This window comes from Ureibacillus galli, assembly GCF_014836845.1.
Taxonomy (GTDB): Bacteria; Bacillota; Bacilli; order Bacillales_A; family Planococcaceae; genus Ureibacillus; species Ureibacillus galli.
The window spans coordinates 57,253-71,935 of sequence record NZ_JACSQA010000011.1; the positions used below are offsets into that span (position 1 = coordinate 57,253).

The 14,683-nt window shown below is 36.2% G+C and carries 12 protein-coding genes and 1 other annotated feature (1 of these 13 cut by a window edge); of the genes, 1 reads left to right on the forward strand and 11 read right to left on the reverse strand.

The window, feature by feature from the left end; all coding sequences use genetic code 11:
- Positions 1-236 (reverse strand) — a binding site (T-box leader) (it extends 24 nt beyond the left edge of the window).
- Between the two features lie 167 nt (positions 237-403).
- Positions 404-601 (forward strand): hypothetical protein, encoded by a 198-nt coding sequence (locus H9636_RS09195; RefSeq protein ID WP_191707327.1) that lies wholly within the window; start codon positions 404-406, stop codon positions 599-601.
- Here H9636_RS09195 and H9636_RS09200 read toward each other — a convergent pair.
- The 11 genes from H9636_RS09200 to tig all read right to left on the reverse strand — a co-directional run bounded on the left by H9636_RS09200 (position 578) and on the right by tig (position 14,618).
- Positions 578-1,744, reverse strand: coding sequence for a hypothetical protein (locus H9636_RS09200; RefSeq protein WP_191707328.1), 1,167 nt, complete (start codon positions 1,742-1,744; stop codon positions 578-580). The two genes, H9636_RS09195 and H9636_RS09200, sit on opposite strands and share 24 nt — an antisense overlap.
- Before the next feature lie 164 nt (positions 1,745-1,908).
- Positions 1,909-3,195: a glutamate-1-semialdehyde 2,1-aminomutase gene (gene hemL, locus H9636_RS09205; RefSeq protein ID WP_191707329.1), complete on the reverse strand. Its 1,287-nt coding sequence runs from the start codon at positions 3,193-3,195 to the stop codon at positions 1,909-1,911.
- A 2-nt stretch (positions 3,196-3,197) separates the two neighbouring features.
- Positions 3,198-4,178: a porphobilinogen synthase gene (gene hemB / locus H9636_RS09210; protein WP_191707330.1), complete on the reverse strand. Its 981-nt coding sequence runs from the start codon at positions 4,176-4,178 to the stop codon at positions 3,198-3,200.
- Positions 4,165-4,932 (reverse strand): uroporphyrinogen-III synthase, encoded by a 768-nt coding sequence (locus H9636_RS09215; RefSeq protein ID WP_191707331.1) that lies wholly within the window; start codon positions 4,930-4,932, stop codon positions 4,165-4,167. Before H9636_RS09215 ends, hemB begins: the two co-directional genes overlap by 14 nt.
- Positions 4,925-5,854 carry a hydroxymethylbilane synthase gene (gene hemC, locus H9636_RS09220; protein ID WP_191707332.1) on the reverse strand — a complete coding sequence of 310 codons (930 nt, stop codon included), beginning with the start codon at positions 5,852-5,854 and terminating at the stop codon, positions 4,925-4,927. The genes H9636_RS09215 and hemC overlap by 8 nt, the downstream gene beginning before the upstream one ends.
- 18 nt (positions 5,855-5,872) lie before the next feature.
- The gene (locus H9636_RS09225) at positions 5,873-6,700 is read right to left on the reverse strand and encodes a cytochrome c biogenesis protein (protein WP_191707333.1); all 828 of its coding nucleotides are present in this window, start codon (positions 6,698-6,700) and stop codon (positions 5,873-5,875) included.
- Between the two features lie 257 nt (positions 6,701-6,957).
- A complete protein-coding gene (hemA, locus tag H9636_RS09230; protein ID WP_191707334.1) occupies positions 6,958-8,319 on the reverse strand; it encodes a glutamyl-tRNA reductase in 1,362 nt (453 codons plus the stop codon).
- A 273-nt stretch (positions 8,320-8,592) separates the two neighbouring features.
- Positions 8,593-9,174 carry a ribosome biogenesis GTP-binding protein YihA/YsxC gene (gene yihA, locus H9636_RS09235; RefSeq protein WP_191707335.1) on the reverse strand — a complete coding sequence of 194 codons (582 nt, stop codon included), beginning with the start codon at positions 9,172-9,174 and terminating at the stop codon, positions 8,593-8,595.
- Between the two features lie 4 nt (positions 9,175-9,178).
- Positions 9,179-11,497: an endopeptidase La gene (gene lon / locus H9636_RS09240; RefSeq protein ID WP_191707336.1), complete on the reverse strand. Its 2,319-nt coding sequence runs from the start codon at positions 11,495-11,497 to the stop codon at positions 9,179-9,181.
- A gap of 270 nt (positions 11,498-11,767) precedes the next feature.
- A complete protein-coding gene (clpX, locus tag H9636_RS09245) occupies positions 11,768-13,036 on the reverse strand; it encodes an ATP-dependent protease ATP-binding subunit ClpX (RefSeq protein WP_191707337.1) in 1,269 nt (422 codons plus the stop codon).
- 289 nt (positions 13,037-13,325) lie between these two features.
- Positions 13,326-14,618, reverse strand: a complete 1,293-nt coding sequence (gene tig / locus H9636_RS09250) for a trigger factor (RefSeq protein WP_191707338.1) — start codon at positions 14,616-14,618, stop codon at positions 13,326-13,328.
- Between the last annotated feature and the right edge of the window lie 65 nt (positions 14,619-14,683).

A 14,683-nucleotide genomic window follows, 5' to 3' on the forward strand; every position in this document is an offset into this window, starting at 1 on the left:
TTATTTTTCGCGGTACCACCTTTAATTCCGAGATTCCGTTATTAGTCCAAACATAATAACACGAATATCTCGACACTCATTGTGGTAACGGGTTTGACCCGGCATTTTGCTACTATTACTTCACAAAAGCTGCTCCAAGGCTACGTTCAAATGGTTGCAAGCAGAAACTTTTCAGCTACCGTTTCCTCTCTTTAGCAAGCAAGAATCATTTTACTCTTCCTGTTCATCGCATCTATCATTATTTACTAACTTTTTTAACTCGCACATTTTGATGAAACCAATTCAAGAAATCATCATAACTATATAGTAGTGCGATGGTTAATAAAGTATAACTATTCTTATTGTATAATATACCATTAACATCTTTCAAGTGACAATAAATTTGATGAAAGGAAGTGAAATAATGAAAAAACGTTCTAACTATAACCCTTATTTGTTACCACCTTGGCTTAGGAAAACTCGTTTCTTTTGTAAACAAATTGCTATTCCGATTGCAGTATTTCAAGCCATTCGAACATTAATAGTGCCAACAACCGGCGATTTTATTTTATTATTAATTTTAGTTTTATTATGTTGGTTATTTGCGAAGGATTTTATTTGAGAAATTTAGAATTGTATACGATTCTGTTAATTCTTGATAAAAATCATCTGCATCTGTTGGGAAATATTGATTAGATTCCACCACTCTCTCTTTTTTCTCAGCTTCTGGTTTTTCTGTCTCATCTTCATTTTTGACAAGATCGCCACTGGAAAACGTAATATGATCAACGGCTTTTATACTACTTTCATAAGAATCCAATACTACTTTTTCATGTTCTTTTTTACTTGATGATTCTATATTCAGATGGAACTGTTCAACCGGAGTTTGTCCAGAGGTATCAGTTGTACCCTCCACTTCGGGTTGCACAAGAGCAATTGGTTGTTCTTTAGTCGTAGATTGTTCTGAAACGATTGACTGTTCTGAAACTGCTGTCTGTTCTGGAACTGTTGGTTGTTCTGAAATTGCTGTCTGTTCTGGAACTGTTGGTTGTTCTGAAATTGCTGTCTGTTCTGGAACTGTTGGTTGTTCTTCTGGAAATATAGCGTCATTACCAAAGCGAATTTCTTCTGTCATCTGTGATTCTTCTTGTAACGCTGAAGTTTCTTCTCCCTTTACTCGCTCATTCAACGAAATTGATTCGTCCGTCAGTTCAGATACTTCTGTTCTTTCTGTAAAGGTAGGTTGTTCTGGAATAACAGGTTGTTCTGGGATAATAGCATCATAATTAAACCGAATTTCTTCCGATACTAGAGGTTGGTCCGATGACGAGTTTTCCACTTCGTAATGGAATAAAGCACCTTCAACGGATTCCTCAAATTGGCAATCAACATCCCATTTAAATGTACAATTGGAACCATTATATACAAAGTACGACACATCATTTATGGAAACTTGAGGACGACTTTCACTCGCAACTTTATCACGAGGTAGATCAATTTCTAAAGGTAATGCATATTCAAAATAACCGTTATTCCCTTCAAATTCCAATTCTTCAATGTAAGTACCATCGCTATACTCAGGCAATTCATGTGGATTAAAACGCGCCGTAGCAGCTATATGATAAATACCAACTAAACGAATGGATTCATCCGTCTCAATTTGTTGCCAAATAGGTTTAATTTCAACTGAAAGTACTTCTTCTACCACACCTAACTGTTCTGGAAAAACAAATTGCGTCATCATATCCCAATTAATATTTTGCATATGGTATCCCTCCCGTATCTACCATATGCTTCAAGAAAATAAGTATGCTTAGAAAAGTCGATTTAAACGCTTCTATGGGAAGGTTTTTCATACCCTCTCCCTTGTTTTTTACTTAAAATAAAAAAGAGTGCCTTTCCCGTTTTGGGATAGACACTCTTTTTTGATTATCGAGCTAATTTTGCAAACACTTTGTGGAATGCTTCAACCGTTTTTTCAATATGCTCTTCTGTATGGGCTGTTGAAATAAATAATCCTTCAAATTGGGAAGGTGGTAAATAGATACCTTCTTCTGCCATTAATTTATAATACTCTGCAAATAAAGTTAAGTCAGAAGTTTTAGCAGATGCAAAGTCTACTACTTCTTCGTTCGTTAAAAATAATCCTATCATTGAACCAGCGCGATTAACCGTATGCGGAATATTGTATTTCGTTGCGGCCTCACGAATACCTGCCTCTAACCGGTCACCTAATTTTTTGAAATATTCATAGGATTCCGGAGTTAAACGAGATAATGTCTCAATACCCGCTGTCATCGCTAACGGGTTTCCAGATAATGTACCAGCTTGATAAACTGGACCAGCTGGTGCAATCTGTTCCATAATTTCACGTTTTCCTGCAAAAGCACCTACCGGAAGACCACCACCAACTACTTTACCTAGACATGTTAAATCAGGGTTCACCCCAAAGTAACCTTGAGCACAGTGGTAATCAACACGGAAACCAGTCATCACTTCATCAAAAATAAGAAGAGAGCCATTGTCTTCAGTTACTTTTCGTAATCCTTCTAAGAAACCTGGTTTCGGTGGAACAACACCCATATTCCCTGCAACAGGTTCAACGATTACAGCAGCAATTTGTTCACCGAATTTTTCAAATACCGCTTGTACCGCTTCTAAATCATTATAAGCAACCGTTAATGTGTTTTTAGCGATATCCGCAGGTACTCCTGGGCTATCAGGTAAACCAAGAGTTGCAACACCTGAACCCGCTTTAATTAATAAAGAATCACCATGGCCATGATAAGATCCTTCAAATTTTAAAATAATATCTCTACCCGTATATCCACGAGCTAAACGTAATGCAGCCATTGTTGCTTCCGTTCCCGATGAAACGAAACGAACCATTTCAACGGAAGGAACACGATCAATCACAAGTTGAGCTAATTCATTTTCCAATAACGTTGGCGCACCAAAGGAAGAACCTTTTGCCGCTTGTTCTTGAATAGCTTTCACAACTTCTGGATGGGAATGACCTAAAATAAGCGGCCCCCAACTTAACACATAATCAATATATTCATTGCCATCAATATCTTTAATAATGGCACCTTTTCCAGACTCCATAAATATCGGATCTGTATTGACTGATTTAAATGCACGAACAGGGCTGTTTACCCCACCTGGCATTAAATGAACGCTTTCTGAAAATGCTTGAATCGATTTTTCGTATGTCATGATTATTTACCCTCCAACCAACGGACTGCGTCTTTAGCATGATAAGTAAGAATCATATCAGCTCCTGCACGTTTCATACCAAGTAATGTTTCTAGCACAACAGCTTTTTCATCAATCCAACCGTTTAAAGCGGCTGCTTTCACCATGGCATATTCACCAGATACATTATAAGCGACAATTGGTAAATTATAGTTGTTACGGACATCACGGATTATATCTAAATAAGATAAAGCAGGTTTTACGATTAAGAAATCTGCTCCTTCTTCGATATCTGATTCCGCTTCACGGAATGCTTCCAAACGATTCGCAGGATCCATTTGATATGTTTTACGGTCTCCAAATTGTGGTGCTCCATCTGCAGCTTCACGGAAGGGACCATAGTATGCTGATGCATATTTTACAGCGTAAGACATAATCGGTATATCTTCAAAACCAGCTTCATCTAAAGCAACACGAATTGCCGCTACGAAACCATCCATCATATTGGATGGGGCAATAATGTCCGCACCTGCTTTTGCTTGGGATACAGCAGTACGTGCTAAAACATCTAAAGAAGCATCATTTAAAATTTTCTCGCCTTCTACTACACCACAGTGACCGTGATCAGTAAATTCACATAAACATGTATCCGCAATCACGATTAATTGTGGGTGAAGTTCTTTAATGAGACGAGTTGCTTTTTGAACGATTCCATGATCATGGAATGCACCAGTACCAACAGCATCTTTTTCCGCTGGAAGACCAAATAAAATAACGGATGGGATTCCTAAAGCGACAACTTCATCTACTTCTTCAGCTAATCTATCCAAAGAATATTGGAAAACACCAGGCATGGAACTTACTTCATTTTTTATATTTTCCCCTTCAATAACAAAAATCGGATAAATAAAATCTTCTTTATGCAAATAAGTTTCTTTCACCATTGATCGCATAGTAGCGGATGAACGTAGGCGACGATGTCTTTTGAAATTAAGATCTTTCATGATTGATTTCCTTCTTTCTTTGAATTTCTTCAATAACTGCTTCCATTGTATAAACTTTTGGTTTGTATGTAACTTCGGCACCATAATACGCTAATCTTGCTGCTGTTATATGGCCGATGGCAGCTATTGTCGCTTTGTCCCACCCAATTGTGGGAGCAACATACTTTGCAAAAACATCTACAGCTGAAGGGCTTGCAAATATAAGAATTAGTTTTGCCTTCTTTTGTACAAGTTCTATTAAAGATTGTACATAGGAAAGATTTTCATGAGTATCATACACAGTCCATTCTTTCACGTCAAAGGCTAATCCCCTTTTTAACGTATCTTTTGCTCTATTTCCTTTAATGAATAAACAGTTCGGTTCGTCCCCCGCTATTGCAGGAAACTCCTTTACAAACACATCTGCACTAAAGACAGTCGGCATAAAGCTCACGTGAAAGCCGTTTTGTTCCAGACAGGTTGCTGTTTTTGTACCAACCGCCGCCACCTTCCCGTTAAAATGGGAAGGGGTCAAATGATGGCGTTTCATCTTATTACAAAAGGCTTTGACACCATTTTGACTTGTGAAAATGAGCCAGTCAACTATTCGAGCCTGCTGAAGCTGTTTATCATCATCTAGAAGAATCGTTTCCTTTGTTTCAATTAAGGGACAAAAAATAGCTTCTCCACCTAATGACTTTATTTTCGTTAGGATTGTAGTCGGTTTTGTCGTACCTGTTAAAACGACCGTATTCCCTTCTAAAGTGTTAGGCATTTTGCTCAGCCTTTACTTTTTGAATTAAATCAAAGGCTCCTTGCTCTGTTAATATTTTCGCTACCTCTTTCCCTAACTGCTCAGGATTAGAGCCTGTTAATGTTTCTTTATAAATAACAGATGAATCTGGAGCTGCTACTAAACCAGTTAAAGTAAGCGTATCCCCTTCTGTTTTTGCATAGCCAGCGATTGGCACTTGGCAACCCCCATCCATTGCAGCTAAAAATGCACGCTCAGCATGGGCTTCATTCCAAGTAATAGAATCTGTCAATTTTGCTAATTCATTTAATAACTCTTTATCATCCCCACGACATTCAATTCCTAATGTCCCTTGGGCTACAGCAGGTAGACATAGATCGATATCTAAATATTCCGTTACAACATCGTCATTCCAGCCAAGACGTTTTAATCCGGCAGCAGCTAAAATGATTGCATCATAATCTTCATTTTCAAGCTTTGCTAAACGAGTATCTACATTTCCTCGAATCCATTTAATTTCAAGGTCAGGTCTAGCTTGTAAAAGTTGAGCACTTCGTCGTAAAGAGCTTGTCCCAACAACTGCTCCTTTAGGTAAATCCGCAAATTTCACATGACCTTTTGAAATAAAGGCATCTCTTGCATCTTCACGAGGAGGGATGCAACCAATCACTAATCCTTCTGGTAATACAGCTGGCATATCTTTCATGGAGTGAACAGCAAAATCAATTTCTTTATCATAAAGGGCTTGTTCAATTTCTTTCACAAATAACCCTTTCCCACCTACTTTAGATAGTTGGACATCTAAAATACGGTCTCCTTTTGTTACAATTTCCTTTACTTCAAACTCAAAAGGAACACCTGCATTTTTTAATTCATTAATGAACCAGTTCGTTTGAGTTAATGCTAATTTACTTTTCCGTGAACCTACGATGATTTTTCTCATGATAAGCCTACCTTTCTACTAATACCAAAAATGAAAGTTGGATAATTTACTACCCAAGAAGAAATTAATTACAACAAGTAAGAAAGTATAAATTTGTGCCCAAGCAAAATTTAAACCTGTGAGTTTCCCACTATGATGTAACACTAAAACTATCAAATAAATGACTGTAATGATAAAAGAACCGACAATTTTTATATCAAAAATGGAGAGGACCTCCAATTTTAAAAACGCCCATTCCAGCCCTAATAATAAACTAATAAAAATGATTGGAACACCAATTAAAACGGAATAAAACATCCACCTACTCATTTGATGCAAACTAGGCAAACGGGACCATAATTTCGTATACTTTTTCTCTTTCAGCAATCTATATAAAATTAAATATAGAACAGAAAAAACAAAAGAAAGGGAAAAAGCAGCATAGGAAATAATAGCAAAAGATATATGGATAAATACCATCTCAGATTCTAGCGATTCAACTAATGGATGTTCTACCTGATTTGGTGCAAATAAATGTATCGTCACAAAGATAAATCCTAAAACATTTATAAAAAATACAGGTAAATCGACTCGTGCAATACAGTGTAAAATAATTGAAATTGTAACAAGTAACCACGCATAAAAATAGATTCCCTCTGTTAAGGAGAGAATGGGGAAACGTCTAATTTCAATTATATAAAGTAAAAAGAATGCAGTTTGTAAAACCCATACTACGGAAATGAGCCAAAACCCAATTCGCCGAATTTTAACACGTTTGTAGAAAAAATCGATGAAATAAAATACGATTCCGACGGCATAAAGAACAACCATGATCTCATAAAGCCTAGCCATTGCTAATTGTGTCATTTCGCTACCCTTCTTCATCTTTTACAACTTTTATTAATCTAATACCTAATTTAAGGTTTTCAGTAAAAATATGTAAAACTTCAAAAAATAAGCGTTCTCGTATCTCAGTTTACCATACAGATACGAAAACGCCTCAATTCCTTAAATCAATACGCCCTACTTTTCATACAAGGCAACAGTCAGTACGAAACGAAATCGAAATGTTGCTTACATTTTAAGAGGCTTTATTTAGCCGTTATCCTTCTAACTAAATAAAATTAATATGACAATTTTCCATCTAAAACTGCCTTATTTTGTGAACTTTCCATGAAAGCTTGTTCACTTCGTTGTTGAGTATTCACTTCTTCATTGACTGCTTCTTCAATTCCAAATATTTGTTGGAACAGCATCAACTGTTGATTTGCCTTAGGTGAATTCGCCAATTCCTTCGCTTGCAATATAGGATCCTTCAATAATTGATTAATGATGGATTTCGTATGTTTATTTAAAATTTTGCGCTCACGTTCAGTTAAATTAGGCATTTTATTTTCAATACTAGACATTGTTTCTTTTTGAATACGATCCGCTTTTTTACGAAGTGCAGAAATAACAGGAACAACGCCTAAAGTGGCAAACCAATCTTTAAATTGAATGACTTCTTGTCCAATCATTTCAGTAATTTCTTGTGCCGCTTGTTCACGTTCTGCTAAATTAGCTTCCACGATTCCTTGTAAATCATCTATATCATATAGAAAAACATTTGATAAATCGCCAATACGCGGATCTAAGTCACGGGGTACTGCGATATCAACCATGAACAATGGTTTTCCTTTACGTAAACGTTCAACGTATTCCATTAGTTCCAAGTCAATTACATAATCAGTTGAACCTGTAGAACTAATTAAAATATCCGCTTCTAATAAAATACATTGCAGTTCTTGCATTGATTTCGCATCACCGTTAAATTTCGATGCTAACTTTTCCGCCTTTTCAAAAGTACGGTTCACAACAGTTACTTTTCCGACACCATTACCGTATAAGTTTTGGATGGCAAGTTCACCCATTTTACCAGCACCTAAAATCGCAACATGTTTATTTTTTAATGACCCGAAAATCTTCTTCGCAAGTTCTACTGCTGCATATGAAACAGATACCGCATTTTCATTGATTGTCGTTTCGTTATGGGCACGTTTAGCGAAAGTAACAGCTTGTTTAAACAATTGGTTATAAATCGTACCCGTAGAACCAATCTCTTGAGCTTCTAAAAAGCTTTTCTTCACTTGTCCAAGAATTTGTGTCTCACCTAACACCATAGAGTCAATTCCAGATGTAACACGGAATAAATGATGTAACGAATCGTCATCTTCCCGAATATATAAATGAGCATCAAATTGTTCAACAGGTATGTCGAACCATTTCGCTAAAAATTGTTTAATATAATAACGGCCTGTATGCAATTGATCAACTACTGCATAAATTTCAGTTCGGTTACATGTTGAAACAATTACGTCTTCTAATATGCTTTTTTCTTTTTTTAATGCTGCCATCGCCTTCGGTAATTCACTCTCAATAAACGACAATTTTTCACGAATTTCGACTGGCGCAGTTCTATAATTCAAGCCTACGACTAGTGTATGCATGAACTTTACACCTCACACGATCTATTTCATAAATTTTATTTTAACATAAAGAAAGCGTTATCCACACGATAAAATGTGAACATGCTATGAAAGTATTTTTAAATTAGAATTATTCTAAAGTAAGTGTAACAAATATTACGTGGCGTTTCAATTTAGAATGCTTAAAAAGAAATATTTAGAATAATTCTATTATTTCATTATGTAATGTCGAAATATCGTTTAAGAAAAATGCACTAGCAAAACTTTTACTAGTGCATTTAGATTTATGTAAGATTACATTCGTTTTTCAATTTCAGCCCAAGCTTGTTCAAAGCCTAAACCCGTTTCAGATGAAAAAACGATTAACGGATCATTTTTGTCCATATCCAACGTTTCTCTTACTACTTTTTTATGCTTATCCCAATTACCTTTTTTAATCTTATCTGCTTTTGTCGCAATGACAATGGCAGGGATATTGTAATACTTTAAAAAATCATACATCATGACATCATCTTGCGTTGGGGAATGTCGTAAATCAACGATTAATACAACAGCACGTAAGACACTACGCGCTGTTATATATCGCTCAATCATTTTACCCCATGCTTCCCGTTCCTTTTTCGAAACTTTTGCATAACCATAACCAGGTACGTCTACGAAAAATAACTGTTCTTCGATTTTATAAAAGTTTAACGTTTGGGTTTTCCCTGGTTTGGATGAAATACGGGCTAATGCTTTTCTTCCAATCATTTTATTAATGAAGGAAGATTTCCCTACATTCGAACGGCCCGCTAAAGCAAATTCAGGTAGTCCATCTTCTGGATATTGCTCTGGTTTAACGGCACTAATCACCATTTCTACGTTATGGACTTTCATTTCATTAAAAACCTCCAACAAGTGCAATACTTAGCACTTCTTCTGCAGATGATACCGGCTTAAACGTCAATTGCTCACGAATTGTATCTGGAATATCATCGATATCTTTTTCATTATCCTTTGGAATAATAATTGTAGTTAAACCTGCACGATGGGCCCCTAATGATTTTTCTTTCAAACCACCAATCGGTAGCACTCGACCGCGCAATGTAATCTCACCCGTCATCCCTACTTCACGGTTAATCGGTTTATTGGAAATAGCTGAGACAAGAGCTGTTGCCATCGTAATTCCTGCAGATGGACCATCCTTCGGTACAGCTCCTTCTGGAACGTGAATATGAATATCATGTTGATCGAAGTAATCTTCATCAATTGCTAATTTTTCCGTTAAGGAACGTACATAGGATAATGCCGTTTGGGCAGATTCTTTCATTACGTCTCCAAGCTTACCTGTTAATATTAATTTACCCTTACCAGGTGTTAAAGATACTTCGATTTGAAGTGTATCGCCACCTACTGTCGTATAAGCTAAACCAGTAGCAACCCCAACTTGATTTTCTGTTTCTGCTTGACCATAGTGGAAACGGTGTTTACCAAGCATATCCTCTAATACTTTTGAATTCACCGTTACCCGCTTTTTCTCGCCGGAGACGATTATTTTAGCAGCTTTACGACATAAGGAAGCAATTTGTCTTTGTAAATTACGTACGCCGGCTTCTCTCGTGTAATATCGAATTAAATCAACGATCGCTTCATCTTTAATGATTAGTTGCGACTTTTTCAAACCGTTTTCACTAATTTGTTTAGGAATTAAATGATTTTTTGTAATTAACGTTTTTTCCAGTTCTGTATAACCCGCAATCGAAATAATTTCCATACGGTCAAGTAAAGGACCTGGAATTGTACTTAAATCGTTAGCCGTCGCAATAAATAACACTTGGGAAAGATCGTAAGGTTCTTCTAAGTAATGATCACTAAATGAATTATTTTGCTCAGGATCTAGTACTTCCAACATTGCAGCGGATGGATCTCCACGGAAATCGTTAGACATTTTATCGATTTCATCTAGTAAAAATACCGGATTCACAGTACCAGCTTTTTTCATCCCTTGTATAATACGACCAGGCATAGCACCAACATACGTACGTCTATGACCACGAATTTCCGATTCATCCCTTACCCCACCTAAGGATACGCGGACAAAATGGCGATTTAAACTTTCAGCAACAGATTTTGCCAATGAAGTTTTACCAACTCCTGGAGGTCCAGCTAAACAAAGAATCGGACCACGGACTGAGTTCTTCAATTGACGGACAGATAAATATTCTAAAATTCGTTCTTTTACTTTTTCTAATCCGTCATGATCACGATTTAAAATCTCTTCTGCATGTTTAATATCTAACCGATCTTCCGTACTTTCTTTCCAAGGAACCGTAATAAGCCATTCAATATAATTCCTAATAACTCCACTTTCAGCGCTAGCAGCAGGAAGCTTTTCATAACGATCCAGCTCTTTTATGGCCACTCTTTTAGTGGATTCCGGCATTCCAGCTTCTTCTACGCGTTTACGTAAATCGGCAACTTCGCCCGTTTTCCCTTCACGGTCGCCAAGTTCTGCTTGTATCGCCTTCATTTGTTCACGCAAATAATATTCCTTTTGCGTCCGTTCCATTGCTTGTTTTACTTTTGAATTAATTTTCTTCTCAAGGTTTAATACTTCCTGTTCATCGTGGAGACGAACAATTAAATGATTCAACCGCTTCTTCACATCAAAAAGACTTAAAACTTCTTGTTTTTCCGCTACTTTAAAAGGCAAATGGGATGCTACAATATCAGCAAGTCGCCCCGGTTCTTCAATGTCTATAACAGAATCAATCGTTTCAGAAGTAATTTTATTAGAAGATTTAGCGTATTTTTCAAAATACGTAATTAAAGTACGCATTAGTGCCTCGATTTCTGCGTCTTTTTCCGTTTCATCCTCATGAATTTCAAGATTTACCATCGTGAAATTCTTTTGTTCTTCATAATGAGTCATTTCAGCACGGCTCATGCCTTCAACTAATATGCGCAAAGTTCCATTTGGAAGTTTAAGCATTTGTTTTACATTAACTAATGTACCAATGGAATAAAGCTCATCTTTTGTCGGCTGTTCCACACGTAAATCTTTTTGCGTTGCTAAAAAGATTTGATTTTCGTTTAACATCGCATGCTCTAATGCCGCTACAGATCGAGCTCTCCCTACATCGATATGTAAAACCATTGAAGGGTAAACTAATAAGCCACGTAATGGTAATAGTGGAATATTTTCTTTTGTTTTAGTCATGCGGGTATTCACCTCCATCCACATTTTCCGTTACAACCCGCTTGTTTAGTATGTGATAAAAAAACGACATTTCACTTACATATTCATAGTAAATTCTGTATTGAGCGAAAATGTTAGTCTTATACCTACTACTTATTATGTAAATAAAAACTTAAATTAGACACTTATATGTAGTTTATTTTTGGAACAAAGAGCTGACTTACGAAATAGCGCTACTTAAACGCAAGTTCGAAGTCAGCTCTCAAAACTAATTGCTGAACTTTAGCTAAATTAAGCTGAAGTTTTTTTGTCTGAAATATTTAGTTCTGTTCCATCAGCAAGAATCAATTTCGGTGTAGCTTTATCCGTTATTGTTTCCTTCGTAATAATACATTTCACAATATCTTCACGGGAAGGAAGCTCAAACATCATATCTAACATTGTCGATTCGATAATCGAACGCAATCCACGTGCACCTGTTTTACGTTCAATTGCTTCTTTTGCAATCGCTAACAATGCATCATCTTCGAAATCTAATTCCACTTTATCTAGTTCAAACATTTTTTGATATTGTTTTACTAAAGCATTTTTCGGTTCAGTTAAAATCCGTACTAATGCACTTTCATCTAACTGCTCTAAAGATGCTAAAACTGGTAAACGTCCGATGAATTCAGGAATTAAACCAAATTTTAATAAATCTTCAGGAATTAATTGAGAAAGTAATGATGCGCTATCCTCTTCCACTTTCTTCGGATCTGCACCAAACCCAATTACTTTACGTCCTTGACGGCGTTTAATAATTTGTTCAATACCGTCAAACGCTCCACCAACGATAAATAGAATGTTCGTTGTATCTATTTGTAAAAATTCTTGATGTGGATGTTTTCTTCCACCTTGTGGAGGAACACTTGCTACTGTACCTTCAAGAATTTTAAGTAATGCTTGTTGAACACCTTCGCCTGATACATCACGTGTAATAGAAGGGTTTTCAGATTTTCGAGCTACTTTATCGATTTCATCTATATAAATAATCCCTTTTTCTGCACGTTCGATATCATAATCAGCAGCTTGTATTAATTTTAAAAGGATATTTTCAACATCCTCACCAACATACCCAGCTTCAGTAAGTGAAGTCGCATCTGCAATAGCAAACGGTACGTTTAAAATACGAGCTAATGTTTGAGCAAGGAGTGTTTTCCCACTACCAGTAGGTCCAATTAAAACGATATTCGATTTTGACAATTCGACATCATCAATTTTGCTGTTCGAATTAATTCGTTTATAGTGATTGTACACAGCAACAGATAATGCTTTTTTGGCGCGCTCTTGTCCAATAACATATTCATCTAAAATCGATAATATCTCTTTCGGTTTAGGGATTTCTTGAAATTCAATTTCTTCTTCTACCCCTAACTCTTCTACAACGATTTCAGAACAAAGCTCGATACATTCATCACAAATGTAAACGCCAGGTCCAGCTACTAATTTTCGTACTTGTTCCTGTGGTTTTCCACAGAACGAACACTTTAAATTGCCTTTTTCATCATTAAATTTGAACAATTTGCTTCACCCCTATTCAAGCAACAATCTTACAAGATTCTGTTATGTTAATCAAATAAGTTGTTTCGATGTGCTTATAATACCATTTACCATAAGCTTATTTTGTCTATGTATTGGTTCACTATGTCAAACAAAATTTGACTAAATCCACCGCAAGTTGTTAAACCTTTAGCAGACTCCTTAATTTTACCGACAATTCAGAATATTCCTAGTTGTAAAACAAGGTACGGTGAATTGCCGTACCTTGTCACAATATTCATTCAACTACATTGTACTAGAAAAACAGAAATTATTCAGTAATTTTTGCGTTCTCAACTAAAAACTCAACTGTTTTTTGTGTACGAATATCGTTTTCTAGAATTTCAGTATTTCCACCTAAAGCTGAAATAATTTGGTCATTTGTCATACCGAATTGTGCTGCCATTTTTTCTAGTTCAGCATTTACATCTTCTTCTGTTACTTCGATGTTTTCTGCTTTAGCGATTGCTTCTAAAGTTAATGAAACACGTACGCGATTTTCAGCTTCTGGACGCATTTGTTCATGTAAAGCATGCTCATCTTGACCTGAGAATTGGTAGTAAAGGTCTAGCGTCATTCCTTGCATTTGTAAACGTTGACCGAATTCGTCGATCATACGGTGAATTTCATTGTGAGTCATAGATTCTGGAATATCGATTTCAGCATTTTCAGCTGCTTTTTCTACTAATTCGTCACGTAAGGCACTTTCTGCTTCCGCTTTCTTTTGCTCTAAAGTTTGTTCTTTTAATTTTGCACGTAATGCTTCTAAAGTTTCTACTTCAGGATCGATTTCTTTAGCGAATTCATCGTTTAATTCTGGAAGAACTTTTGTTTTTACTTCTTTCACAGTTACTTTGAATGTAGCTTCTTTACCAGCTAATTCTTCAGCGTGATATTCTTCTGGGAATGTTACAACTACATCTTTTGATTCTCCAGCTTTTAAACCTACTAGTTGTTCTTCAAAGCCTGGAATGAATGAACCAGAACCGATTTCTAATGGATAGTCTTCACCTTTTCCACCTTCGAATGCTTCTTCACCTACGAAACCTTCGAAATCGATTACAGCAGTATCGCCTTCTACGATCGCTTCGTCTTCTTTAATTTCTAATTCCGCTTTACGGCTTAATTGTTCTTGAATTTGAGCTTCTACTTCTTCATCCGTTACTTCAGTTGCTAATTTTTTCACTTCTAAACCTTTGTACTCACCAAGTTTTGGTTCTGGTTTTACAGTAACTTTTGCAGTAAAAGTGAAATCTTGACCTTTAGCAAAGTTTTCAGTTCCATCGATTTCTGGGTAATCTACAGGAACAATACCTGTTTCATCGATTGCATTTGAATATGCATCTGGAACTAAAATTTCTAAAGCATCTTGATAAAGAGCTTCTACACCAAAGCGTTTTTCGAAAATCGGACGTGGCATTTTCCCTTTACGGAAACCAGGTACGTTAATTTCTTTCACTACTTTCGCGAAAGCTTTATCTAAAGCTTTGTTAACTTCTTCAGCTGGTACTTCGATTGTTAATGTACCAATATTACCTTCTTGTTTTTCCCATTTTGCTGACATTTATAATACCTCCAAAATTAGTTTACAATTGTTAGACAAACCACTCGTTTATACGATTTTGACAA